The sequence below is a fragment of the Stenotrophomonas sp. GD03819 genome (genome assembly GCF_029841665.1).
Classification (GTDB): domain Bacteria; phylum Pseudomonadota; class Gammaproteobacteria; order Xanthomonadales; family Xanthomonadaceae; genus Stenotrophomonas; species Stenotrophomonas geniculata.
Window position 1 is genome coordinate 195,687 of sequence record NZ_JAOCEW010000002.1, and the last position, 23,693, is coordinate 219,379.

The following is a 23,693-nucleotide window of genomic DNA, read 5'->3' on the forward strand; positions in this document are numbered from 1 at the left end:
GTCGCGCATGGCATGATCCGCCGGTCCCCTTCATGGAAGACCGATGGCCATCGCCCTGATTGCACTTCTGCTGATCGAGACCGTCCTTATGATGGCCTGGGCGGCCAGCTATTTCAGCTGGGGCGTCCCCCTGTTCAACGAACGCATCACAGCGTCGCCCGCCATGCAGGCCCGGCTCTCGCTGGGCAGCCTGGAACGTGACCTGCCGCGGGACAAGTGGCTGCGACTGGCCTTCCATGCGCTGCCCGATGGCAGCATGGCGTTCCGCGAGAGCTTCGCGCCGAGCTTCGGCCTGCGCTACTTCCCCGTGATGCGCGGTCGCATCGTACTCAACACGCGACGGCACGAGGTGCGGGTGATCGGACTGTGCAGCTGGTTCGTGGCCATCCTGTCGCTGTTGCTGTTGCCGCTGGTGGTGATGCGCCCGATGGTGGCGCCCATGCTGCTGGTGCTGCCGCTGTTCCTGGCCAGCTATCTGGTCCAGAAGCGGCGCTATGCGGCCATCGTCGAAGCGCTGCGCATGCAGTTGAAGGCGGAGTTCCCAAGGTAGATCCACCCCATGCGTGGATGGTCGCGCGTGCAGGAGGCATTCGTGCCGACCAAGGTCAGCACCCAACAAAACGGGTTGCGGTAGATCCACGCCATGCGTGGATAGACACAGCAGCCAAGGTCAATTCCCACCAGCGCAGCTGATCAGCGCACCAGCACCACTTCCCCGCTGGCATCGGTACGCAGCGAAACCGGCTGTGGCTGACGTAACCACTGCGCCAGGTCGCGCGGGCTGAGCGGGCGCGAGTACAGGTAACCCTGGATCTCGTCGCAGCCCTGCCGGCGCAACATGTCTTCTTCCTGGTGCGTTTCCACGCCCTCGGCCACCACCTTCATGCCCAACGCGTGACCCAGGTGCACGATGGCCTGGGTTACTTCGGCCGTGCCCGAATCGTGCAGCATGCCCTGCACGAAACTGCGGTCGATCTTCAGGCGGCCCACCGGGAAGCGGTTGAGGTAATTGAGGTTGGAGAAGCCGGTGCCGAAGTCATCCACCGCCAGCGGCACGCCGTGCCGTTCCAGCACATCGAAGCAATGGCGCAGGATGTCGGTGTCACGGATCAGTGCCGACTCGGTCAGTTCCAGTTCCAGTCGCTGCGGCGGCCAACCATGGGCGTGGCAGATCTCGATCACGCGCTCGGCGAAACCACGGTCACGCAGCTGCACCGCAGAGACATTCACCGCAATGCGGTCGAAGCGCAGGCCGGCGCGGTCCCAGGCGGTGGCCTGGCGGCAGGCTTCATTCAGCACCCAGTCGCCGATCCGCACGATCTCGCCGCATTTTTCGGCAATGGGGATGAACTCGGCCGGGCTGCAGTAGCCGATCCCGGGCCGGTGCCAGCGCAGCAGCGCCTCGATTGCAGGCGGCTCGCCGTGGTGGGCATGCAGCAGCGGCTGGTAGGCCAGGCTGAACTCTTCGCGCTCGATGGCGCCGTGCAGGGCGTGCTCAAGCTCCAGCTTGCGCTGGATGCGGGCCAGCGCGTCCTGACTGTAGTACTGGTAGGTATTGCGCCCGGCTTCCTTGGCCGCGTACATCGCGGCGTCGGCAGCACGCAGCAGGGAATCAAAGTCGGTCTGCGCGTCGCCCAGCATCGCGATGCCGACACTGGCGCCGACCTTCAAGGTGGTCTCGCCACGGCGCAGCGGCTCGGCCAACGAGGCGATCAGCTTGCGCGCCACGTGGCCGGCGTCTTCCGGCTCGGCCAGATCGCGCAGCACCACGATGAACTCGTCACCACTGAAGCGGCCAAACAGGTCGTTGTTGCGCAGGTTCTGGTGCAGGCGCGTCGCAGCGGCCTTCAGCAGCGCATCACCGGTGGCATGACCGAAGCTGTCGTTGATGGTCTTGAAACCGTCCAGATCGATGAACAGCATCGCCAGCGAGGTGCCACGGTCGCGCGCTTCCTCGATGGCTTCTGCCGTCTGTTCGCCGAGCAGCACGCGATTGGGCAGGCCGGTGAGCAGATCGTAGTGGGCCAGCAGCTCGATGCGCTCGTTGGCCTCGCGCTCGCGGGTGATGTCACGGAACAGCACCACGAAGCGCGGCGGCAGGCCATCACGGCGGTCCAGCTCGATCAGCACCTGCACCCACACGCGCAGGCCGGACTGACGGTAGAAGCACAGGTCCAGCTGTTCGGGCAGTCCGCCGCCGGCAATCCGGACCAATGCGGCGTCGAAGGCATTGCGCGAATCTTCGGTGTACAGCGCCAGCGCCTGGTCGAGGGTGATCGGCTCCTTGCGCAGGCCGTGGATGCGGTAGCACTCCTCGGTCCACTGCATGTGCCGGGTCTGCACCTCGATCTCGCAGCCGCCGATGCGGCCCAGCGCGGAGACGCGGTTGAGCAGCTCGGTCCGCCAGCGGATCAGCGCATCGGTCTGGTGCTGCTCGGTGATGTTCTGCACCTGGCCGAGCAGCCGCTTGGGCTGTCCGTCCATGTCCAGCAGTGGCTGCATCCACAGCCGCAGATGCTGCGACGGTTCGTTGCCGCGGGTCAATTCCAGTTCGATGTTGGCGGCCCGGCCATCACGCCACAGGCGCCGCCATGCCGCGCGCAACGCACCCCGCGAGCGCGGATGCAGCTGCTTCAGCCAGCGGCGCTGGCCGGGCGCGCTGCCCTGCTCCAGCGCCAGCATCGAGCGCAGTTCCGGCGACCACCAGAAATGACCGCTGTTGGGGTCGAACGACCAGCTGCCCATGCTGGCGATGCGCTGGGCCTCGCTCAGGTGCAGCTGCTGTTCCTGAAGCAGCCCTTCCAGCTGCTTCTGTTGTTCGATATCGGTATGCGTGCCGACCATGCGCAGCGGCTGGCCATCGGCGGTACGCGCGACCACGCGCCCGCGGTCCAGTACCCAACGCCACTGGCCATCGGCCTGGCGGAAGCGGAACTGTGCGCTGTACTGCTCGCTCAAGCCACGCAGATGCTCGTCCAGTGCGACCCGCACCTGGGCGATATCCTCGCTGTGCACGCGGGCCAGGATCTCGGTGGCGGTTTCGTCACCCAGCGCCGGGGTGCGCACCACACGGTCGCTGGGAATGTCCCAGTCCCACAGGCTGTGCCCGGCACTGTCCAGCGCCAGCTCCCAGCGCCCACCGCCGCCAAGCGGCACCGGTTCGGGAATGCTCAGCGTGAAGGCCAGCAGATTGCCGGCGCCATCGTGCACGGCCCGCAGGTGGCCGTCGTAGTGCCCGTGCGGGCCACCCGGCAGCGTGCAGGCCACGATGCCGCCATCGGCGGCCATCAGACGCAGATCTTCCAGCATCGGCGCATACGCAGCCACGGTAGCCGGCAAGCCGTGGTCGCGCGCAGCCGGATTGGCCGCCAGCGGGCGGCCCGTGCGGTCGACGATGACCAGCGCCGACGCAAGCGGGTGCTGCAGCAGGCTGGCGATGATCCCTTGGTCCACGCGATCTTGCTCCGGATGACACGCCCGTCAGCGGGGCACGCAGTGGTTAACGGCGCCTGCGGCGGATAATTGAGTGGTCTGGGCGCACCTGCGCGGTAAGATGGCCGGCGCCCCTTTCTTCCGCCCTGTCCATGCCCGCAGAACCGACCGGCAACGCCCCAGTTCCCGACCCGCGGATGGCGCAGGCGCTGAGCCGCGACCGGCGCCGGGTGGTGCTGAGCTACCTGGCGATGGCGCTGGCCTGGATGATCTCCACCGACAGTGCGGTGCAGGCACTGGTGCCTGACCCGCAGCAGGCGGCCTTGTGGCAGGGCCTGAAGGGCTCGTTCTTCGCCCTTGCCAGTGCGGGCCTGCTGTATCTGCTGCTGCGCCCGCTGGCCGAGCACGTGCTGCACACCCATGCACGCCAGCAGGCCTCGGAGCTGCGCCTGCGGCAGATGTTCGAAGGCAACCCCGGCCCGATCCTGGTCTATGACCTCGATACGCTGGCGATCCTCGATGCCAATCCGGCGGCCTGCACCGCCTTCGGCTGGGACCGTGACGAACTGCTGGAGCAGACCATCGACGCGTTGTGGCCGCCAGGCCAGGACCAGGCACTGCAGACCAAGCTGGAGGCGATCCGCGAGGCACCAGAGGAACTGTGCATCCTGCGTACCCAGCTGCAGCTGCGTGACGGCTCGCTGCGGCAGATGGAGCTGCGCTCCAACGCCATCAGCTACGACGGCCACAACGCCCGCTTGTTGATTGCCATCGACCGCACTGCGGAGGATCTGGCGCAACTGCGCCGCGACCAGGCGCTGGCCCGGGTGGAAGAAGCCCACGAGCTGGCCCGCATCGGCGCCTGGGAGCTGGACCCGTCCACGGGGCTCGGCCGTTATTCCAACCAGGTCTACCGCCTGCTGGGTCGCCGCTCGCCCGAGGCCCGGCGCTGGCATCGCTTCGACGAACTGCTGGTGCCGGCCGATCCGGCCACCGCTACCCAGACCGAACAGCTGCTGGCCGAACTCTGCTCCGGCGATCCCGTGCACGTGGACGTGCTGCTGCCGCTGTTGTCGATGGATGGCCGCGCCTTGATGGTGCATCTGCGTGCTGCCAGCGGCATCGACGAGGCCGGCCGCAATCGCGTGCTGGGCACGCTGCAGGACGTGACCGAGCGTGAGCAGTCGCGACGCCTGCTGCGCGAGCGTGAGGAGCAGTTCCGCGAGCTGGTACGGGTACTGCCCGATGGCGTGGTGATTCTCTCCGAAGAACACGTGTTGTACGCCAATGCCTGGGCCGCCAGCCTGTTCGGCTATGGCAGCCACACCCTGCTGGGCGAGCCGCTGTCGGCACTGGTGGGCAACGCCGATCTGTCCCGCGTGCGCAGCCAGCTGCGTGCAGGCCAGCCCCACCTGGGGCCCGGTCACAGCAGCGTGGTGGCGATGCAGCGCGCTGATGGCCGCAGCTTCCATGCCGGCCTGGCGGTAGGTGAAGTGCGTTATGGCGGACGCGACTGCAAGCTGCTGATCGTGCGCGACCTGAGCGATTCCGAGCGCACCCGCAGTGCGTTGGAAACCAGCAACCGTGAACTGCAGGCGATGGCCGGCCGCCTGTTCTCGCTGCAGGAGGATGAACGCCGCGCGATCTCGCGCGATCTGCACGACGACATCGGCCAGGCGATCACGGCGATCAAGTTGTCCGCCTACGCAGCACAGGACGAAGATGATCCGCAGCGCCGCGCCGAGGATCTGGCGCAGATCGTCAGTCTGGCCGATACCACGGTGGCCAAGCTGCGCGACATCTCTACCCTGCTGCGCCCGCCGCAGCTCGACGCGCTGGGCCTGGAAGCAGCCTTGAGCTGGCAGGCACGGGTACTGTTCCGTTCGTCGCCGGTGGAACTGCTGGCCGAGATCGAGCCCCTGCCGCACCGTCCCGACAACAGCATCGAGCAGGCCTGCTTCCGTATCGCGCAGGAAAGCCTGACCAACGTATTGCGCCACGCCCGTGCCAGCCAGGTGCAGCTGCAGCTGCGCGATGTCGGCCAGCGCGGCCTGCACCTGCAGATCCGCGACGATGGCGAGGGTTTCGACCCCGATGGTCCGCGCGGGCTGGGCCTGATCGTGATGCGTGAGCGCGCGCAGAGCGTCGGTGGCCATGTGCGGATCGAATCCGCGCACGGCGAAGGCACGCTGATCGACGTCCACCTCCCCTACCAGGCGGCCAGCATGGCCGCCGCTGAGTCACCGGAATACTGAGCCTATGTGGAATCCCAACCAGCCCCCGGTCAGCATCGATGATGCGCCTGATCGCCTTGGCGCCGGCAACCCCGAGCTGCAGGTAATGGTCGCCGAGGCGGCCTCGGGCGGCACCGCACTGATGCTGATGCATGTCGACATCGACCACTTCGCTTCGGTCAACGAAAACATGAGCGCCGAGGTGGGTGACCAGGCCCTGGCGCTGGTGGCGCAGCGGTTGCAGTCCTACCTGCGCGGGCGCGGCAAGCTGTGGCGCCACGGCAGCGATGAGTTCCTGATCGCCGTGCCACGCACGGCCGACGTGCCGCTGCCGGAGGACTTTGCCGAGGAGATCCGGCAGCAGATGGAGCTGCCCCTGTCGGTGCTGCCGTATACGTTGTTCATGACCGGCAAGCTGGGCGTGAGCCTGTGCCCGGACCATGCAAGCAGCGCCTCACGCCTGCTCGATCATGCCGAGGATGCGCTGTACCAGGCGGCCCGCGAAGGCGGCAACGCGGTGCGCATCCACGCCGTGGACACGCCGCCGAGCGCGCACAGCGAGAGCATCATCGCGCGCCAGATCGTCGACGCGATCCCCAATGGCGAGCTGAAGCTTCGCTACCAGCCGCTGGTCAGTGCCCGCGACGGCCACGTGGTGGGCATGGAGGCGCTGCTGCGCTGGCAGTCGCCGACGCTGGGCATGCTGGTGCCGGAGCGCTTCATGCGCACCGCCGAACGGCTGGGCATCATCGTGCAGATCGGCACCTGGGTGCTGGAGGGCGCGCTGAAGCAGGCCCGCCTGTGGCGCGACCAGGGCTTCGACGACTTCACCATCGCCGTGAACGTCTCCACCCTGCAGTTGCTGCGGCCCAACTTCTTCGCAGAAGTCATGGGCCTGATCCAGGCGGCGGGCGTGCCGGCGCAGATGCTGACGCTGGAGATCAACGAAAGCGCGCTGACCAACAACGTCAACTTCGTGCACGAGACGCTGGCCAACCTGCGCAACGAAGGCATCAGCCTGAGCCTGGACAATTTCGGCACCGGCGATTCCAGCCTGAGTGCGCTGGTGCGCTACCCGGTGGACAAGCTGAAGATCGACCGCAGCTTCATCAAGAGTGCGCCGGCCGGTAACCGCGAAGCGGCCATCGCTCGTGCGATCATCGCCATGGGCCACCAGCTGGGCATGACCGTGATCGCCAACGGCGTGGAATCGCAGGCGCAGCTGGGCTTCCTGCGCCGCAACGACTGCGACGTGTTCCAGGGCTACCTGTTCGGCGAACCGATGTCGGCCGATGCCGCCGGCATGACCCTGCGCCGCCGCTACCTGCGCCCGGAGGCCTTTGCCGAGACCCGTCCCGACCGCACGCTGCTGTTGCTGGACGACGAGGAGAACGTGCTGCGCTCGCTGGTGCGCCTGTTCCGTCGCGATGGCTACCGCATCCTGGCGGCCGGCAACGTGCGCGATGCGTTCGACCTGCTGGCGATCAACGACGTGCAGGTGATCCTGTCCGACCAGCGCATGAGTGACATGAGCGGCACCGAGTTCCTGGGCCGGGTGAAGATGCTGTACCCGGACACGATCCGCCTGGTGCTGTCCGGTTACACCGATCTGAACACCGTGACCGACGCGATCAACCGCGGTGCGATCTATCGCTTCCTGACCAAGCCGTGGAACGACGACGAACTGCGCAAGCACATCCACCAGGCGTTCCGCACCTATGAGGAGCAACGCCGCAGCAACGCCGGTCCGGCGCCGGTGGAGAACGGAGATGGCGGTGAGGATCGCCCGCTGCGGTGACCCACATGTAGAGTCGGTCAGCGCGGCTGCTTCACCGGCAGCACCACGCGGAAGCGCGAGCCCAAGCCCGGGGTGCTGTCCAGGTCGATGCGGCCGTGGTGCTTGTTGATGATGCTGTAGGAGATCGACAGGCCCAGGCCGGTGCCGCTGCCAACGGGCTTGGTGGTGAAGAACGGATCGAAGATGCGCTGGCGCAGTTCCGGCGAGATGCCACCGCCGGTGTCCTCGAATTCGACCCACACGTGATCGCCATCAACGCCGGTGCGCACCGTGATCGTGCCGCGCTCGGCGATGGCATGGCCGGCGTTGAGCAGCAGGTTCATGTAGACCTGGTTCAACTCCGACGGCAGGCATTCCACCAGCGGTAGCTGGCCGAACTCCCGCACCAGGGTGACCTTGTACTTCAGCTCGTTCCAGATGATGTTGATGGTCGATTCCAGGCCTGCGTGCAGGTCGACCAGCTTCCACGATTCGTCGCGGCCGGAATACGAGAAGTCCTTCAGGTCACGCACGATGCGGGTGACCCGCTCGATGCCTTCGCGCGATTCAGCCATCAGCTGCGGCAGGTCACGGCTGATGAAATCGATGTCCAGGCGGTCACGGATATCGTCGATTTCCGGAATCAACGCCTTCGGGTCCGGCGCGCGCAATGCGCGTTCGTAGGCTTCGATCACGGTGAACAGGCTGCGCAGGTACTCCTGCAGGCTGCCCAGGTTGGAGTGCACGTAACCGATCGGGTTGTTGATCTCGTGCGCGACGCCGGCAGCAAGCTGGCCGATCGAGGCCATCTTTTCCGACTGCAGCAGCTTTTCCTGGGTGCCGTTCAGGCGCAGGTAGGCCTGGCGCAGCTCGGCATGGCGCTGCTGCAGCTCGCGCTCGTAGTCTTCCTGCCCCTCGATATGGCGGAACAACGCCAGGAAGTGCCCCTGGCCCACCGGGCCGTGGTGATACAGATGGGCGATGACCACGCCCTCTCCCAGCGGCAGGCTGCCGTTCCAGTGGCCGTGCTGGCGCGCCTGTTCCAGCGCATCGGGCGGCAGCAGTTCACGCAGGCGCTGCGGTGGTGGCAGACCGCCACCCTCGCCGCTGGCCAGCAGGTTCTGCGCGGCCGGATTGGCCAGCGCCACCTGCCCGTCTTCAGTGAACAGCAGCAGCCCTTCGCGCAGGCGCTCAAGCAGGGCCTGCAGCACCGGCTGTGGCGGAAGGGGGGCGGTAACCAGGGCGTTGGCAGCGGACACGGCGACTCGGGGCGTTCGAACAGGCGCCCAATATACGCGGTCACGCAGCGGGCTTCAGCCCGCTTGATGGGGTTGTGCGACCGCCGTCGCGTCAGGCGACAGCGAGTGGGCGGCGCGCAGTGACGGTGTGCGACTGCCCCTTGGCATCGTAAGAGGAAGATGCCTCGGTACGGCCAAGCTGGCGTAGGGCCCAATCCACTTCCCGACGCCGGCGTGACAGCAGTACGCCATTGGCACGGTTGCGCTCAGCCAGCTCCTGGAGATGCTCGCCCTCCCCGACCGGTGGCGTGCCTTCCAGCGCCCGCAGCGCATCCAGCTTTGCCCCGGTGGCCCGGATCAGCGCGTGCACGTCGTGGTCAACCAGGGCCTGGCGTTCAACGTCAAGAGCCTGGGCGAGCCGCTGCAGTTGTTCGCTCATCGGCGCGGTCATCCGTGCAGCTGCTGGTCCAGCTCGAGCATGCGCGATGCGATCGCGTCCGGATTGATCTTGTAGGTACCGTTCTGCAGTGACTCGCGCACCGCGGCCACGCGCTGGGCGTCGATCGCCGGGGCGGTGGCCAGCTCACGCTCGATGGCCTGCAGATTGGTGGCCTCGCCGGTCAGGCGCAGGCTGTCGGCCGCTTCGACCGGACGTGCTGCCGCATCGGTGCTGACACCGGGCTTGTTGGCCGGGGTCGTCACGCTGCGCAGTGCCTGGGGGACCTGCAGGTTGCCGTCGATTTTCTGGCTCATGGGGTGTCCTGGAGTTGCCGTTCACAAGGGATAACGGCCGCAGGGCCGTGATCTTTAGGGATATTTCGCGGTAAATCAACGCGCCACGATTACGTCACCGGCGGCATCGACCGTGCCCTGCACGATCCGCCGCGAGGACAGGTTCTCTACCGAGACCCGTTCGTTTTCACCGGCATCGCCCATCGCGCGACCGGCAATGCGGACCTCGACCGAGCCGCGACGCGATACCAGGGCCACATTGTCTCCCCGCTTGATGAGACGCTGCACCACCAGATCGTTGTTCGACAGCAGGGCTCCGGCCTGCAACGGACGGCGGGCGATGCGGCCGATCGCCGCGTTGGGATCGGCCAGCACTGCACCGGCAATCCGGGCGGCGTCACGCTGGGCAGTAGTGATATCGGCGGCGGTGAGGGTTTCTCCAGTGCCGATTCCACGATTGAGCACCAGCACGGTCTGGTTGCGCCGCACCTTTACGGGCACGAACAGGCGCCAGCCACCGGCATCCGGGCAGCTGACTTCGACCGTGGTGTTGGCGGTGGGCTGCACCTGCAGCGCGCCACCACACCTGGGCAGGCGCAGCGCATCGGCCACCTGGGCCTCGCCCTCGCTGCCGGCCGGCAGCGTCGACAACGCCGCGGCGCGAATGCTGGCCACCGGCTGCCAGTCGGCGGCAACCGCCCACGGCGAGGCCAAGGCCAACGCGATGGCGAAGAGAGATGTGACCCGGCGCATGGCGCCTCCTGTCGATGGGATCTGGCCCTGGTGCGTGCAAGGGGTGTGCCAGAGGGGCAGAGCTGCGTTCTGTAGAGTCGAGCCTCGGTCGAACATGGCGCGACGCCACAATTGCGGTGCGGACCACGCGGGCGGCAGAGCGCCCTCAAGTTCCGCCACTGCGGCGCCGATACAGCAGCCATGTCCCATGACCTGCTCAACCGGATCGACCAGCGGACCCGACTGGCCGGCCACAATCGCCTGGCGCTGCTGCTGTTCCGTCTCGGCGGACGTCAGCTTTTTGGCGTCAATGTCTTCAAGGTGCAGGAGGTCCTGCGGCGCCCGGAGCTGTTCCAGGTGCCCGGGCTGCCCAGCCAGTTCTCCGGCGTGGCCGACGTGCGCGGCCGTTCGGTGCCGGTGCTGGACCTCGGGCTGGCGATCGGCCATCCCGAGCGCGAGCCCGATGCGGACACCTCGCCCGGCTATCTGGTCGTCACCGAATTCAACCGTTCGATCCAGGGCTTCCTGGTCAGCGGCGTGGAGCGCATCGTCAACATCGCGGTGGAAGACATCCACCCGCCGCCAGAACTGGGCGCCGAATCGAGCTACCTGACCGCGGTGACCCGCTTCCAGGGCGAGCTGATCCAGGTGATCGACGTGGAAAGCGTACTGGCCGACATCGCCCAGGTCCGTGGCGAAGCGGTGCTGGACCCGACCATGGCAATGCCGGCCGACGGCCCGCAGCTGCAGGTGCTGGTGGTGGACGACTCGCGCGTAGCCCGCCAGCAGATCCGCAGCGTGCTGGACCAGCTGGGGGTGGGCGCCACCCTGCTTTCCGATGGCAAGCAGGCACTGGACCACCTGTTGCAGATCCATGCCTCCGGCGAGAACCCGGCCGAGCGCTACGCCATGGTCATCTCGGACATCGAGATGCCGGCCATGGACGGCTATACGCTGACGACGGAAATCCGGCGCCATCCGGGCCTGGCCGGCCTGTACGTGCTGCTGCACACCTCGCTGTCGGGCGTATTCAACAATGCGATGGTCGAGCGCGTCGGCGCCAACGCCTTCGTCGCCAAATACTCGCCTCACGAACTGGCTGACTTCGTGCTGGACCGCCTGCGCAAGGTCGCGATGGCGGCGTAGGGCCGCGTCACGGGTCTCCGCCGGGCATGACCCGGCGCTACCACAACCTCCCCGACCCCAGGGCTAGCGCCGGACCATGCCCGGCGGACGCGATGTCGCGCGTGCTTTGGCACACCCCTTGCAGCTTCCCGGGCAACGTTCCCGTGGGAGTGCACCGTGCGCAACCTGATTACCGACTACCTGGGCGTCCACGCCCAGGCCATGCCGTTGCGCGAACAGCGGATGAAGCTGATCGCCAGCAACCTCGGCAATGCCGACACGCCCGGCTACAAGGCCCAGGACCTGGACTTCGATGCCGCCCTGCGCCATGCCCAGGGGCAGGATGCCAACGGCCTGATGACCACCACCAACGAGCAGCACTACGAAATCAGTAGTGGCCTGAATCCGTTCCAGATCGCGCGCGACGGCGTACAGCCCAGCCTGGACGGCAACACCGTCGATCCCGATGCCGAGCGTGCCGCCTATGGCCGCGCCGCACTCGAATACCGCGCTTCGCTCAGCTTCGTCGAGAGCAAGGTGCGTTCCATGCTGACCGCGATCACGGGGCAATAAGCCATGAGCAACCTGCCGATCTTCGATATCGCCGGCTCCGCGCTGCAGGCGCAGTCGGTGCGCATGAGCACCATCGCCTCCAACCTCTCCAACGCCGACACCGTCGCCGGTTCCGCCGACGCCGTGTACAAGCCGCTGGAGCCGATCTTCCAGGCCGTGACCAGCAAGAACGATCCGAACATCACCTCGGTGAAGGTCAAGGAAATCACCCAGAGCGAGGCCGCGCCGATCAAGCGCTATGAGCCGGGCCACCCGCTGGCCGATGGCGATGGCTACATCTACCAGCCCGACGTCGATCCGGTGGCACAGATGGTCAACCTGATCTCGACCTCGCGCAATTACCAGGCCGGCGTGGAGATGTTGACCACCGCCAAGGAACTGGCCCTGGCCACCCTGACCATGGGCCGCTGAGCCCCGCAGCACCGGATACCGCCATGACCACCGCCGTCAACAACCAGACCAGCCAGGACGTCTATTCCGCGCTGGGCCTGAACGCCCCGAACAGCAACGCCACCAAGAAGAAGAACACGCTGGACCAGGCCGACTTCCTGCGCCTGATGACCGAGCAGCTGCAGCATCAGGATCCGCTGAAGCCGATGGACAACACGCAGATGGTCGCGCAGATGGCGCAGATGTCCACCGTGCAGGGCATCACCGATCTGAACAAGACGGTGAAGGGCTTCCAGGAATCGATGGCCAGCGACCAGGTACTGCGCGGTGCCGCGCTGGTCGGTCACCAGGTGCTGGTGCCGTCGGAAAAGCTGGTATTGGAAAAGGAAGGCAGCGTCGAAGGCACGGTGGCCGCACCCTCGGCCGGCATCGTAACCGTCGACATCACCGACGCCAACGGCACCAAGGTCACCTCGCTGAGCGTAGAAGCCAAGGCCGCTGGTGAAACCGCGTTTCAGTGGGACGGCAAGGACGCCAACGGCAAGCGCATGGAACCGGGCAAGTACTCCATCGTCGCCAACCACGTCGACACCACAGGGAAGAGCACCAAGTTGTCCACCTTCGTGCAGGCCCCGGTGGAGAGCGTGACCGTCGGTTCCGACGGCCTGTACCTGAACCTCAAGGGCCTGGGCACGGCCCCGATCGACTACGTGCTCCGCGTCAGCTGAGCCGCATACCCCGTACTTACCAGGAGCATCCCATGGGCTTCAATGTCTCGCTGTCCGGCATCAATGCCGCCAACACCGACCTGAGCGTCACCGCCAACAACGTCGCCAACGTCAACACCGCCGGCTTCAAGCAATCGCGCGCCGAATTCGCCGACCTGTTCGCCTCCACCAGCTACGGCCTGTCGAAGAACCAGACCGGCTCGGGCGTCCGTGTTTCCAATGTCGCCCAGCAGTTCATTCAGGGCCACAATGAACAGACCGGCCGCAGCCTGGACATGGCGATCTCCGGTGAGGGCTTCTTCACCATGAACATGAACGGCTCGCGCGTGTACTCGCGTGCCGGCAATTTCCAGACCGATTCCGCCGGTTACGTGATCAACCCGCAGGGCGCGCGCCTGCAGGTATTCGCGCCGAATGCCGATGGCACAAACTTCGATGCAGGCCGTCTGGTCGACCTGCAGCTGCTGACCACCGACAGCCCGCCGAAGCAGACCAGCGAAGTGAAGGTCGGCTTCACCCTGCCGGCCAACGCCAAGCAGCCGACGGTCGCAAATTTCGATCCGACCGACTCCAACAGCTACAACCATTCCAGCGGTGGCATCACCGTGTACGACTCGCTGGGCGTCAGCCATATCCAGGTCTCGTACTTCGTGAAGGGCGCCAATCCAAACGAGTGGACCGTGCACAACTACGTGGACGGCCAACCGGCCGGCACCCCGACCACGGTCGCCTTCGATAACAGCGGCAAGCTGACCACTCCGGCCAGCGGCAAGGTCAGCCTGGGCACGTTCACCCCGACCACCGGCGCCGGTCAGCTCAACATGACGCTGGATATCAGCGGCTCGACCCAGTACGGCGAGAAGTTCGCCCTGCGCAACACCCAGCAGGACGGCTACGCCGCCGGCAAGCTCAACGAAATCACCGTGTCGGAAACCGGCGTCGTCTATGCCCGCTATTCCAACGGCGACGACAAGCCATTGGGCCAGGTCGCACTGACCACCTTCAACAATACGCAGGGCCTGGAGCAGAAGGGCAACAACCTGTGGGTGGAAACCTTCGAGTCGGGTACGCCGCGCACCGGCATGCCGGACACCTCCAACCTCGGCAAGATCCAGGCCGGTTCGCTGGAAGCATCCACCGTCGACCTCACCGAGCAGCTGGTCAACATGATCACCGCGCAGCGCAACTTCCAGGCCAACGCGCAGATGATCACCACGCAGGACCAGATCACCCAGACCGTCATCAACATCCGTTGATGAGCTGCTGACCCTGTCACGGAACTCCCCGCATGGATAAAGCCCTCTACGTGGCGATGACCGGTGCCCGCGCCTCCCTGCAGGCGCAGGGTACGCTCAGCCACAACCTCGCCAATTCGGACACCCCTGGCTTCAAGGAAGCGCTGGCCAACACCGAAGCCTTCCCGATCAAGGGGCCGGGCTTTGCCTCGCGGGTGGATGCGCTGCACGTCGACGCCGGATTCAACCGCACGCCTGGCGCGCAGCACATCACCGGCAAGCCGCTGGATCTGTCCCTGCAGACCGGCACCTGGCTGGCGGTGCAGTCCAGCGATGGCAGCGAGGCGTACACGCGCGGCGCGGCGTTGTCGGTCACGCCGAACGGCCAGCTGGTGACCTCCAGCGGCCGTCCGGTACTGGATGACAACAACAACCCGATCGCCATTCCGCCCTACCAGGCGATGGAAATCGGTGCCGACGGCACGCTCTCGATCATCCCGCAGGGCGAAGGCCCGCAGACCATGGCGCAGATCGGGCGCATCAAAGTGGTGCAGGCACCGGACGAGCGCCTGGAGCGTGGCCTGGATGGCTTGTTCCGCAATACCGATCCACGCCAACCGTTTGCGCCGGCACAGGGCACGGCCGTGCACAGCGGCCAGCTGGAAGGCAGCAACGTGGATGCCGCCGGCGCGCTGGTGCAGATGATCCAGCTGCAGCGCCAGTACGAAATGCAGGTGCAGGTGATCAAGCACGGCGACGAGAACGCGCGCAGCGCCAACAGCATGCTGCGCCTGGGCAGCTGACGGAATTCCGGCGCCGGCTGATGCCGGCGCTGGCACACCGCTTGCACACCCGCATTCAAGGGCCGCACCTCGCGGCCGGCTTCACCAGACAGGACACCGAAGATGAACCAGGCATTGTGGATCGCGAAAACCGGACTGGATGCGCAGCAGATGCGCATGTCGGTGGTTTCCAACAACCTCGCCAACACCAACACCACCGGCTTCAAGCAGGACCGTGCCAGTTTTGAGGACCTGCTGTACCAGCAGGTGCGCCAGCCCGGCGGCTCTTCGTCGGCACAGACGCAGCTGCCGACTGGCCTGCAGCTGGGTACCGGCGTGCGCGTGGTCGCCACCGCCAAGAACTTCGAACAGGGGGGCCAGCAGCAGACCGGCCGCGCGCTGGACGTGATGGTCAACGGCCGTGGCTTCTTTGAAGTGCAGATGCCCGACGGCAGCTCGGCCTATACCCGTGATGGCTCGTTCAAGATCAACCAGGACAGCGAGCTGGTCACCAACAGCGGCTATCCGGTGCAGCCCGGCATCCAGATTCCCGAAGGCGCGCAGTCGGTGACCATCGGTACCGACGGCACCATCAGCGTGAAGATGGCCGACGGTGCGGCGTCGGTGGAAGTGGGTGCGCTGACCCTGACCGACTTCGTCAATCCGGCTGGCCTGCAGGCCCGCGGCGAGAACCTGTTCCTGGAGACCACCGCTTCTGGTCCGGCACAGAACGGCAACCCCGGACTCAACGGCCTCGGCACTGTGGTGCAGGGCGCGCTGGAAGGCAGCAACGTCAACGTGGTGGAAGAGCTGGTGTCGATGATCGAAACCCAGCGCGCCTACGAAATGAACGCCAAGGCGATCTCCACCACCGATTCGATGCTCGGCTACCTCAACAACAAGCTCTGACCGGCCCAACCGGGAAACTGCCATGTCGCCCATTTCCAACTTCGCCCGCACTGCCCTCGCCTGCGCCGTGGCCGCCCTGCTCGGTGGCTGCGTGATCGCCGGCGACGTGCGTCCCTACCCGACGATGGCACCGGTCCAGCCGATCATGCCGCCGCAGGCCCAGCCGACCGCGGGTGCCATCTATGCCGCCGGCCCGACCCTGCAGCTGTATTCGGACCGCCGCGCACGCGATGTTGGCGACCTGCTGACCATCACCCTGCTGGAAAACACCACCGCGCAAACCAGTGCGAATACCGCAACCAACAAGGAATCGAACCTGAGCCTGGGCACGCCGTCCATTCTCGGCGCGCCGGTCACCCTCGGCGGCAAGGACATCCTGAGTGCCACGGCCAAGGGCGCGCGTGACTTCACCGGCAAGGGCAACAGCGCGCAGAGCAACCGCCTGCAGGGCAGCGTCACGGTCACCGTGGTCCAACGCCTGCCCAACGGCAACCTGGTGGTACAGGGACAGAAGAACCTGCGGCTGAACCAGGGTGATGAACTGGTGCAGGTGCAGGGCATCGTCCGCCCAGGCGACATCAGCCAGGACAACACCATTCCGTCCAGCCGAGTGGCCGAGGCCCGCATCGTCTACGGCGGCCGTGGCCCCGTCGCGCAGTCCAACGCGATGGGCTGGCTGAGCCGCTTCTTCAACTCCGGCCTGACGCCGTTCTGAGTATGGCCATGAAACTCTTTCTCACTTCCTCCTGGCAGCGCTGCGTGGCGTCGTTCGCCGCGCTGATGCTGCTGGCCGTGACGGCGCCCGCCAGTGCCGAGCGCATCAAGGACCTGGCCCAGGTCGGCGGCGTTCGCGGCAACGCGCTGGTGGGCTATGGCCTGGTGGTCGGCCTGGATGGCAGCGGCGACCGCACCAGCCAGGCTCCCTTCACCGTGCAGAGCCTGAAGAACCTGCTCGGCGAGCTGGGCGTCAACGTACCGCCGAACGTCAACCCGCAGCTGAAGAACGTGGCCGCCGTGGCGATCCACGCCGAACTGCCGCCGTTCGCCAAGCCGGGCCAGCCGATCGACATCACCGTATCCTCCATCGGCAATGCGGTCTCGCTGCGTGGCGGCTCGCTGCTGATGGCGCCGCTGCGTGGTGCCGACGGCCAGATCTACGCCATCGCCCAGGGCAATCTGATCGTCGGCGGCTTTGGTGCGCAGGGCAAGGATGGTTCCCGTGTCTCGGTGAACGTGCCCAGCGTCGGCCGCATCCCCAACGGTGCCACGGTTGAACGCGCCCTGCCCGATCCACTGGCCAACGGCGGCGACATCACCCTGAACCTGCACAACAACGACTTCACCACGGTCTCGCGCATGGTCGCTGCACTCAACAATGCCTTCGGCGAAGGCGCAGCGCGTGCGGTCGACGGCGTGACCGTGGCGGTCACCGCGCCGACCGATCCGGGCGCACGCATCGGCCTGCTGGCGCGCATCGAGAACCTGGAACTGACCCCCGGCAGCGCCCCGGCCAAGGTGGTGGTCAATTCGCGCACCGGCACCGTGGTCATCGGCCAGCAGGTGCGCGTGGGACCGGCTGCGATCTCGCATGGTTCGCTGACCGTGACCATCCAGGAAAACACCAACGTCAGCCAGCCCAATGCGCTGTCCGGCGGCCGCACCGTGGCCAGCCCGCAGTCGACCATTACCGCCACCAACGACGGCAGCCGCATGTTCAAGTTCAGCGGCGGCACCACCCTGGACGAGATCGTGCACGCGGTGAACGCCGTGGGCGCAGCACCAGGTGATCTCATCGCGATCCTGGAAGCCCTGAAGCAGGCCGGCGCCCTGAGTGCCGAGCTCGAGGTGATCTGATATGCGCATCAATCCCGCATTCGATCTGCACCCGGCGCAACAGAACGATCCGGCCAAGATCGACAAGGTCGCGCGCCAGCTGGAAGGCCAGTTCGCGCAGATGCTGGTCAAGAGCATGCGTGACGCCAGCTTCGGCGACTCGCTGTTCCCCGGCGAAAACAAGATGTTCCGCGACATGTACGACCAGAAGATTGCCGAGGCGATGACCCGCGGCAAGGGCCTGGGCCTGTCCGGCATGATCAGCCGCCAGCTGTCCGGGCAGGCCGCCGAGGGTCCGGCGCTGGATACCCGCGTGGATCCGGCCAAGGCCAGCCGTGCTTACCAGCTCAATGCACCGGCCAAGCCGGCACCGTCGCTGCCATTGGAAGATGGCAGCCAGGCCGTGCGCCTGCTGCAGCAGTTGGCCGCCGGTGCACAGCAGGGTACACAGGCGGCTGTCGCGCCGATGGAGCAGGCCCTGGACCTGATCGCCGGCCGTGAGAGCAGCAGCATGCACCGCTCGCTGGGCACCGAGGATCCGTACATCGGCAGCCTGCAGGGCGAGGACTGGGCCGCCAGCAGCGACCAGTGGTCGGCCACCGCCAGCAACCGCGGCACGGCCATCAGCCCAGCCGATGCGATGGCCACGCGCACCGCCGTCGCCCAGCTGGGCGAACACACCCCGGAAGGTTTCGTTGCCAGCATCTGGCAGCACGCACAGAGCGCAGCCAAGGAGCTGGGCGTGGATGCCCGCGCCCTGGTCGCCCAGGCGGCGCTGGAAACCGGCTGGGGCAAGCGCCACATCAAGCATGCCGACGGCAGCACCTCGCACAATCTGTTCGGCATCAAGGCCAATGGCTGGAACGGCCAGCGCGCCACGGCCGGCACCCACGAATATGTCGATGGCGTGCGGCGCAACGAGACCGCCAGCTTCCGCGCCTACAGTTCGCCGGCCGAGAGCTTCGCCGACTACGTGCGCCTGCTGAAGACCAGCCCGCGTTACCAGCAGGCCCTGCAGGCCGGCACCGACGTGCAGGGCTTCGCCCGCGGCCTGCAGCGCGCCGGCTATGCCACCGATCCACGCTATGCGGCCAAGATCGCCGCGATCGCCGGCGGACCGACCATCGAGCGCGCCGTCAGCGCCGTCGCCGATGCCGGCTCGCGCCTTGGCCAGACCTTCGCCAGCACCGCAACTGCGGCGCTGGGTATCACTCGTCGTTGAGGAACCCCATGTCCAGCGTACTTTCCACCGGTACCGGTGCCCTGCTCGCCTTCCAGCGTGCATTGGCGACCACCAGCCACAACGTCGCCAACATCAACACCCCCGGCTACAGCCGGCAGAAGGTCGACTTCGCCACGTCTGATCCGCAGAACTACGGCTTTGGGGACGTTGGCAGCGGCACCCGCATCACCGACATCCGCCGCGCTGCCGACCAGCTGGCCATCTCGCGCCTGCTCGACAGCAGCGGTGAGCTGGCGCGCCTGAAGCAGCTCTCCGGCATGGCCGACCGGGTGAATGCCCTGTTCTCGGACCCGGCCACGAATGTCGCCGGCTCCTGGTCCAACTTCTTCGATGCCGTCAGCGGCCTCTCGTCGAACGCGGCCGGCACGGCCGATCGGCAGAGCCTGCTCGATGGTGGCAAGGCCTTGGCAAGCCGCTTCGTGCAGCTCAACACGCAGATGAACAACCTCGGCAGCGAGGTCAACAACGGACTCATCGCCGGTGCCACGGAAGTCAATCGCCTGGCGCAGGAGATTGCGCAGATCAACGGAGCCATCGGCACCAACATCGCCAATGCTGCGCCGGACCTGCTTGATCGCCGCGATCAGCTGATCTCGCAGCTGATCGGCTACACCGGAGGCACCGCCGTTGTCCAGGACGGTGGCGTGATGAACGTCTACACCGCTGGTGGCAATGCGCTGGTGGTGGGCACGACGGCGTCCAAGGTCACCACGGTGACCGATCCGTACCAGCCCGAGCGCCTGCAGCTGGCGCTGGAGACACAAGGCAATACCATCACGCTCGACCCCAAGGCTGTGGGCGGAAAGATCGGCGGCATGCTGGAGTTCCGCGACACCGTGCTGACCCCGGCCCAAGCCGAACTCGGCAAGCTCGCCGTCGGCCTGGCCGAATCCTTCAACCAGGCCCACCACCAGGGCGTCGACCTGTACGGCAAGATGGGGGGCGACTTCTTCAACATCGGCAACCCGCGCGTTACGCCCAACGCGGGCAATACCGGAACCGGCAGCCTCAGCGCGACCTACGGCGACCTGTCCAAGCTCGAGGCACAGAACATCGTCCTCAAGTTCGATGGAACCCAGTGGCAGGCCACCCGCGCCGACACGGGTGCCACCGTTGCACTGACGGGCACTGGCACCGCTGCCGATCCGCTGGTGATCAATGGCGTCAAGCTGGTGGTCGGTGGCACCCCGGCGGCCAATGATCGTTTTCTGCTGCAGCCCACGGCGGGCGTGGCCGGGAGCCTCGAAACCGCCATCACCGATCCCTCCCGCATCGCTGCCGCTGCTGCGGTCAAGGGCACGGCTGCATTGGCCAACACGGGCACCGGGAAGCTGACGGGCGTCACCGTCAACGACGCGTCGAATCCGAACCTGCGCGACCCCGCCGCAATCGTGTTCACCTCGGCGACCACCTACACCATCAACGGTGGGCCGCCGCAGACCTATACCCCAGGCCAGACCATCAGCGCCAATGGTTGGAGCTTCGTGCTGGACGGTGCGCCGAAGGTCGGCGACACCTTCAGCATCAGCCCTACCCCTGCAGGTTCGTCGGACAACAGCAATGCGGCAAAGCTGGCCAAGGTCGAGGACGCCAAGGCATTCAACGGGGGCACCGTCACGCTCAACGGAGCGCTTGGTGGATTGACAACGCAGGTGGGTGCCGCTGCACGCTCGGCCGAGTACTCGCTGGACGCACAGCAGGTCATCACGGACAAAGCCCAGGCCGCGCGCGACGAGATCTCCGGCGTCAATCTGGATGAGGAAGCGGCTGACATGCTGCGTCTGCAACAGGCCTATCAGGCCGCCTCACAGCTGATCTCCACCGCCGACAACATGTTCCAGACCATCCTGGGAGCCGTCCGTCGATGAGCAGCCGAATTTCCACCGGGATGATGTTCAACCAGTCGGTGTCACTGATGCTCGCCAAGCAGTCGAAAATCAGCAACCTGGAACAGCAGATCGCGACTGGCAGCAAGATCACCTCCGCCAAGGACGACCCGGTTGCTGCGGGTACGGCCGTCGGCCTGGACCGCGTCGTGGCAGGGCTCGAGCAGCTCGGCAAGAACGCCAGCAGTGTGCAGAACCGACTTGGCCTGCAGGAGAACGCTCTGGCACAGGTCAATGAGCTGATGTCGCGCGCCGTGGAGCTGAGCATCCAGGCCAACAGCCCGGTGCCCAAGGCCAGTGACCTCAAGGCCATCGTGAGCGAGCTGAAGACCATCCAGGAAAGCCTGCTGTCGCTGGCCAACTCCCGGGACGGCAGCGGCCGCTATCTCTTCGGTGGCAGCAACGATGCTGACGCCCCGTTCCAGCGGAGCGGCGGCACCGTGACCTACAGCGGCGACCAGAACCAGCGGCAGGTGGAGGTTGCGCCCGGCCAGCTGGTCTCCGACGCCCTGCCCGGCAGCGAGATCTTCATGCGCATCCCCACCGGCGATGGCCGTGTGGATGCCAGCGCCGCTGCCGGCAACACCGGCAGTGGCCTGTTGACCTCGGTCAGCCGTGACGGCAGCGGCAGCTGGGCCGGTGGCACGCTCAACGTCCGCTTCACCGGCACTGCCGAAGGCGCCTATGAGGTGGTTGATGGCAGCGGCACGGTGGTCAGCAGCGGCACCCACAAGCCCGGCGAAGACATCGTCGTTGGCGGCGTGCGCATGCGCATCGAAGGCAAGCCAGCCGCAGGTGATCAATTCAACGTCAGCGACGCGGGTAGCCGCGACATCTTCTCCACCCTGGACAAACTGGTCGCCGCACTGGAATCCGACCCGTCCACTGAAAGCCAGCGCACGGCGTTGCAGAACACCCTGCAGTCCAGCATCCGCGACCTCAACCGGGCCTCGGAAACGATGATCGACGCCCGCGCCAAGGGCGGCGCCCAGCTGGCCGCCATCGATACCGCAGCCAGCGCCCGCGAAGCCACTGCCGTCACCGTCAAGAGCACGCTCTCGACGATGCGGGACCTCGACTACGCCGATGCCATCGGCCAATACAAGCTGGAGACCGCCGCACTTCAAGCCGCCCAGACGATCTTCAGCCAGATGCAGGCGATGTCCCTGTTCAACAAGATCCGCTAGTCCCTTTCCCCGTTCCATCCGCCTTCCAGCACGGCGCGCCCCGCGCCTTCCACAACGAAACATACCGAGCAACCACGGAGAAGCACCATGGCACAGATCATCAACACCAACACCATGTCGCTGAATGCTCAGCGCAACCTGTCCACCAGCAGCAGCTCGCTGGCCACCTCGATCCAGCGCCTGTCCTCGGGCATGCGCATCAACAGTGCCAAGGACGACGCCGCCGGCCTGGCGATCTCCGAGCGTTTCACCACCCAGATCCGTGGCATCAACCAGGCCGCGCGCAACGCCAATGATGGCATCTCGCTGGCACAGACCGCTGAAGGCGCACTGGGCGAAGTCGGCAACAACCTGCAGCGCATCCGCGAACTGGCCGTTCAGGCCCGCAGCGCCACCAACTCGGCCTCGGACCGCCAGGCGCTGAACGCCGAAGTGCAGCTGCTGAAGCAGGAAATCCAGCGCGTTGCCGAGCAGACCAACTTCAACGGCACCAGCCTCCTGGACGGCAGCTTCACCAACCAGGCCTTCCAGATCGGTGCGGACCAGGGCCAGACCATCAACATCTCGCAGATCACCAATGCGAATGTGCACAAGCTCGGCGACTGGACCAGCGCCTCGACCCCGGCAAGCGTGGCAGGAAAGACAGCAACCGGCGGCGCCGAGGCTGCGGTTCCGACGACTGTTGGTCCGTCGGGTGCTTTCACGGATGTGACTGCAGGATCAACCGGGTTCACTTTCTCGGTAGGTGGAATCGAGATCTACTCTGCACCCGCTGGCGCAGTAGTCACGGCTGCAAACATCGCGAATGCGCTCGATCAGAAGCAAGATGCACTCGCTGCAGCGGGAATTACGCGTACAGGTAGCGTCTCAAGCACCGGCGGTCCGTTGTACTTTTCGCGCGCCGACGGAAACGATCTTGAGATCATCATGACGGGAGCGGGTGCTGGCGAGGGCTTCGCAAATGCACCATTCATTGGTAATCACAGCACTGGCAAACCTGCAGTCGCTGCTGATTTCCCCGCCATCACTGCCGGCCAGCTGACGCTGACCAAGGCCGACGGCACTGGCGTGGTCGACATCAACGTGGGCGCTGCCAAGAACGCCTCGGAGCGCAACACGCTGCTGGTGAACGCCATCAACGCCAAGACCCACGAAACCGGCGTCACCGCATCGCTGATCGACGGGAAGGTGCAGCTGGAAAACAAGGAAGGCAACTTCACCATTGGTGGCTCGCTGAGCGCCACCGCGCTGGCCAATGCCACTGGCCTGACGGCAGGCAGCAGCGCCACCAATGGCACGTCGTTCGCTGCAGGCACGGCGCAGACCGGCTTTGCCGAACTGGACATCTCCAACCAGGCCAACGCCGACAATGCCATCCTCGCGATGGATGCCGCGCTGCAGTCCGTCAACTCGGCGCGTGCCGACCTCGGCGCGATCCAGAACCGCTTCACCTCGACCATCGCCAACCTGAACACCAATTCGGAAAACCTGTCGGCTGCGCGCAGCCGCATCCGCGACGTTGACTACGCACAGGAAACCGCCGAACTGACCCGTGGGCAGATCCTGCAGCAGGCTGGCACGGCCATGCTGGCCCAGGCCAACCAGGTGCCGCAGAACGTACTGCGCCTGCTGCAGTCGTAATACCCGCACCACCGAG

The 23,693-nt window shown here is 66.2% G+C and carries 21 protein-coding genes; 16 read left to right on the forward strand and 5 right to left on the reverse strand.

Annotated elements, in window-relative coordinates:
- The first annotated feature begins 43 nt into the window (after window positions 1-43).
- Window positions 44-550, forward strand: a complete 507-nt coding sequence (locus tag N5D45_RS02180; protein WP_057503491.1) for a hypothetical protein — start codon at window positions 44-46, stop codon at window positions 548-550.
- Between the two features lie 143 nt (window positions 551-693).
- On the opposite strand, the gene N5D45_RS02185 is transcribed toward N5D45_RS02180, so the two are convergent.
- On the reverse strand, window positions 694-3,453 hold the full coding sequence (locus N5D45_RS02185) for an EAL domain-containing protein (protein WP_279938408.1): 2,760 nt from the start codon (window positions 3,451-3,453) through the stop codon (window positions 694-696).
- Between the two features lie 131 nt (window positions 3,454-3,584).
- On the opposite strand from N5D45_RS02185, the gene N5D45_RS02190 reads away from it, so the two are divergent.
- Window positions 3,585-5,687, forward strand: coding sequence for a PAS domain-containing sensor histidine kinase (locus N5D45_RS02190; RefSeq protein ID WP_164192030.1), 2,103 nt, complete (start codon window positions 3,585-3,587; stop codon window positions 5,685-5,687).
- Between the two features lie 4 nt (window positions 5,688-5,691).
- Window positions 5,692-7,464: an EAL domain-containing protein gene (locus N5D45_RS02195; RefSeq protein WP_043395614.1), complete on the forward strand. Its 1,773-nt coding sequence runs from the start codon at window positions 5,692-5,694 to the stop codon at window positions 7,462-7,464.
- A gap of 17 nt (window positions 7,465-7,481) precedes the next feature.
- Here the strand turns inward: N5D45_RS02195 and N5D45_RS02200 are convergent, their stop codons facing one another.
- The 4 genes from N5D45_RS02200 to flgA all read right to left on the reverse strand — a co-directional run bounded on the left by N5D45_RS02200 (window position 7,482) and on the right by flgA (window position 10,166).
- Complete coding sequence (locus N5D45_RS02200) at window positions 7,482-8,702, reverse strand: ATP-binding protein (RefSeq protein WP_164192033.1); 1,221 nt, start codon at window positions 8,700-8,702, stop codon at window positions 7,482-7,484.
- Between the two features lie 91 nt (window positions 8,703-8,793).
- Window positions 8,794-9,132 carry a flagella protein gene (locus N5D45_RS02205; protein ID WP_049408902.1) on the reverse strand — a complete coding sequence of 113 codons (339 nt, stop codon included), beginning with the start codon at window positions 9,130-9,132 and terminating at the stop codon, window positions 8,794-8,796.
- Window positions 9,129-9,434 carry a flagellar biosynthesis anti-sigma factor FlgM gene (gene flgM / locus N5D45_RS02210; RefSeq protein ID WP_049408901.1) on the reverse strand — a complete coding sequence of 102 codons (306 nt, stop codon included), beginning with the start codon at window positions 9,432-9,434 and terminating at the stop codon, window positions 9,129-9,131. The genes N5D45_RS02205 and flgM overlap by 4 nt, the downstream gene beginning before the upstream one ends.
- 75 nt (window positions 9,435-9,509) lie before the next feature.
- A complete protein-coding gene (gene flgA, locus N5D45_RS02215) occupies window positions 9,510-10,166 on the reverse strand; it encodes a flagellar basal body P-ring formation chaperone FlgA (protein WP_010485884.1) in 657 nt (218 codons plus the stop codon).
- A gap of 180 nt (window positions 10,167-10,346) precedes the next feature.
- Here flgA and N5D45_RS02220 point away from each other — a divergent pair, with 180 nt between their 5' ends.
- The 13 genes from N5D45_RS02220 (at window position 10,347) to N5D45_RS02280 (ending at window position 23,677) form a co-directional block, all read left to right on the forward strand.
- On the forward strand, window positions 10,347-11,291 hold the full coding sequence (locus N5D45_RS02220) for a chemotaxis protein (protein ID WP_010485887.1): 945 nt from the start codon (window positions 10,347-10,349) through the stop codon (window positions 11,289-11,291).
- A gap of 156 nt (window positions 11,292-11,447) precedes the next feature.
- On the forward strand, window positions 11,448-11,843 hold the full coding sequence (flgB, locus tag N5D45_RS02225) for a flagellar basal body rod protein FlgB (protein WP_010485889.1): 396 nt from the start codon (window positions 11,448-11,450) through the stop codon (window positions 11,841-11,843).
- Between the two features lie 3 nt (window positions 11,844-11,846).
- On the forward strand, window positions 11,847-12,254 hold the full coding sequence (gene flgC / locus N5D45_RS02230; protein WP_010485892.1) for a flagellar basal body rod protein FlgC: 408 nt from the start codon (window positions 11,847-11,849) through the stop codon (window positions 12,252-12,254).
- 23 nt (window positions 12,255-12,277) lie between these two features.
- The gene (locus N5D45_RS02235) at window positions 12,278-12,961 is read left to right on the forward strand and encodes a flagellar hook capping FlgD N-terminal domain-containing protein (RefSeq protein ID WP_099560470.1); all 684 of its coding nucleotides are present in this window, start codon (window positions 12,278-12,280) and stop codon (window positions 12,959-12,961) included.
- 32 nt (window positions 12,962-12,993) lie between these two features.
- Window positions 12,994-14,217 (forward strand): flagellar hook protein FlgE, encoded by a 1,224-nt coding sequence (gene flgE / locus N5D45_RS02240; RefSeq protein WP_057503496.1) that lies wholly within the window; start codon window positions 12,994-12,996, stop codon window positions 14,215-14,217.
- Between the two features lie 32 nt (window positions 14,218-14,249).
- Complete coding sequence (locus N5D45_RS02245; RefSeq protein WP_057503497.1) at window positions 14,250-14,999, forward strand: flagellar basal body rod protein FlgF; 750 nt, start codon at window positions 14,250-14,252, stop codon at window positions 14,997-14,999.
- 102 nt (window positions 15,000-15,101) lie between these two features.
- Window positions 15,102-15,887: a flagellar basal-body rod protein FlgG gene (gene flgG / locus N5D45_RS02250; protein WP_005409571.1), complete on the forward strand. Its 786-nt coding sequence runs from the start codon at window positions 15,102-15,104 to the stop codon at window positions 15,885-15,887.
- A 22-nt stretch (window positions 15,888-15,909) separates the two neighbouring features.
- Window positions 15,910-16,602, forward strand: coding sequence for a flagellar basal body L-ring protein FlgH (gene flgH, locus N5D45_RS02255; RefSeq protein ID WP_071306150.1), 693 nt, complete (start codon window positions 15,910-15,912; stop codon window positions 16,600-16,602).
- Window positions 16,603-16,604: 2 nt separating this feature from the next.
- Window positions 16,605-17,741: a flagellar basal body P-ring protein FlgI gene (locus tag N5D45_RS02260; RefSeq protein ID WP_057503498.1), complete on the forward strand. Its 1,137-nt coding sequence runs from the start codon at window positions 16,605-16,607 to the stop codon at window positions 17,739-17,741.
- 1 nt (window position 17,742) lies between these two features.
- A complete protein-coding gene (flgJ, locus tag N5D45_RS02265) occupies window positions 17,743-18,942 on the forward strand; it encodes a flagellar assembly peptidoglycan hydrolase FlgJ (RefSeq protein WP_057503499.1) in 1,200 nt (399 codons plus the stop codon).
- A gap of 8 nt (window positions 18,943-18,950) precedes the next feature.
- On the forward strand, window positions 18,951-20,831 hold the full coding sequence (flgK, locus tag N5D45_RS02270; RefSeq protein WP_049408898.1) for a flagellar hook-associated protein FlgK: 1,881 nt from the start codon (window positions 18,951-18,953) through the stop codon (window positions 20,829-20,831).
- Window positions 20,828-22,036, forward strand: a complete 1,209-nt coding sequence (gene flgL, locus N5D45_RS02275) for a flagellar hook-associated protein FlgL (RefSeq protein ID WP_279938409.1) — start codon at window positions 20,828-20,830, stop codon at window positions 22,034-22,036. Before flgK ends, flgL begins: the two co-directional genes overlap by 4 nt.
- 87 nt (window positions 22,037-22,123) lie before the next feature.
- Entirely contained in the window at window positions 22,124-23,677 is a 1,554-nt protein-coding gene (locus N5D45_RS02280; protein WP_197579707.1) for a flagellin, read from the forward strand.
- Window positions 23,678-23,693: the final 16 nt, after the last annotated feature.

Bases quoted from the DNA above. Each gene is read 5' to 3' on its own strand.
- N5D45_RS02180 (WP_057503491.1), top strand. From the start codon at position 44: ATGGCCATCGCCCTGATTGCACTTCTGCTGATCGAGACCGTCCTTATG.
- N5D45_RS02190 (WP_164192030.1), top strand. From the start codon at position 3,585: ATGCCCGCAGAACCGACCGGCAACGCCCCAGTTCCCGACCCGCGGATG.
- N5D45_RS02195 (WP_043395614.1), top strand. From the start codon at position 5,692: ATGTGGAATCCCAACCAGCCCCCGGTCAGCATCGATGATGCGCCTGAT.
- N5D45_RS02205 (WP_049408902.1), bottom strand. From the start codon at position 9,132: ATGACCGCGCCGATGAGCGAACAACTGCAGCGGCTCGCCCAGGCTCTT.
- flgM (WP_049408901.1), bottom strand. From the start codon at position 9,434: ATGAGCCAGAAAATCGACGGCAACCTGCAGGTCCCCCAGGCACTGCGC.
- flgA (WP_010485884.1), bottom strand. From the start codon at position 10,166: ATGCGCCGGGTCACATCTCTCTTCGCCATCGCGTTGGCCTTGGCCTCG.
- N5D45_RS02220 (WP_010485887.1), top strand. From the start codon at position 10,347: ATGTCCCATGACCTGCTCAACCGGATCGACCAGCGGACCCGACTGGCC.
- flgC (WP_010485892.1), top strand. From the start codon at position 11,847: ATGAGCAACCTGCCGATCTTCGATATCGCCGGCTCCGCGCTGCAGGCG.
- N5D45_RS02235 (WP_099560470.1), top strand. From the start codon at position 12,278: ATGACCACCGCCGTCAACAACCAGACCAGCCAGGACGTCTATTCCGCG.
- flgE (WP_057503496.1), top strand. From the start codon at position 12,994: ATGGGCTTCAATGTCTCGCTGTCCGGCATCAATGCCGCCAACACCGAC.
- N5D45_RS02245 (WP_057503497.1), top strand. From the start codon at position 14,250: ATGGATAAAGCCCTCTACGTGGCGATGACCGGTGCCCGCGCCTCCCTG.
- flgG (WP_005409571.1), top strand. From the start codon at position 15,102: ATGAACCAGGCATTGTGGATCGCGAAAACCGGACTGGATGCGCAGCAG.
- flgH (WP_071306150.1), top strand. From the start codon at position 15,910: ATGTCGCCCATTTCCAACTTCGCCCGCACTGCCCTCGCCTGCGCCGTG.
- N5D45_RS02260 (WP_057503498.1), top strand. From the start codon at position 16,605: ATGGCCATGAAACTCTTTCTCACTTCCTCCTGGCAGCGCTGCGTGGCG.
- flgJ (WP_057503499.1), top strand. From the start codon at position 17,743: ATGCGCATCAATCCCGCATTCGATCTGCACCCGGCGCAACAGAACGAT.
- flgK (WP_049408898.1), top strand. From the start codon at position 18,951: ATGTCCAGCGTACTTTCCACCGGTACCGGTGCCCTGCTCGCCTTCCAG.
- flgL (WP_279938409.1), top strand. From the start codon at position 20,828: ATGAGCAGCCGAATTTCCACCGGGATGATGTTCAACCAGTCGGTGTCA.
- N5D45_RS02280 (WP_197579707.1), top strand. From the start codon at position 22,124: ATGGCACAGATCATCAACACCAACACCATGTCGCTGAATGCTCAGCGC.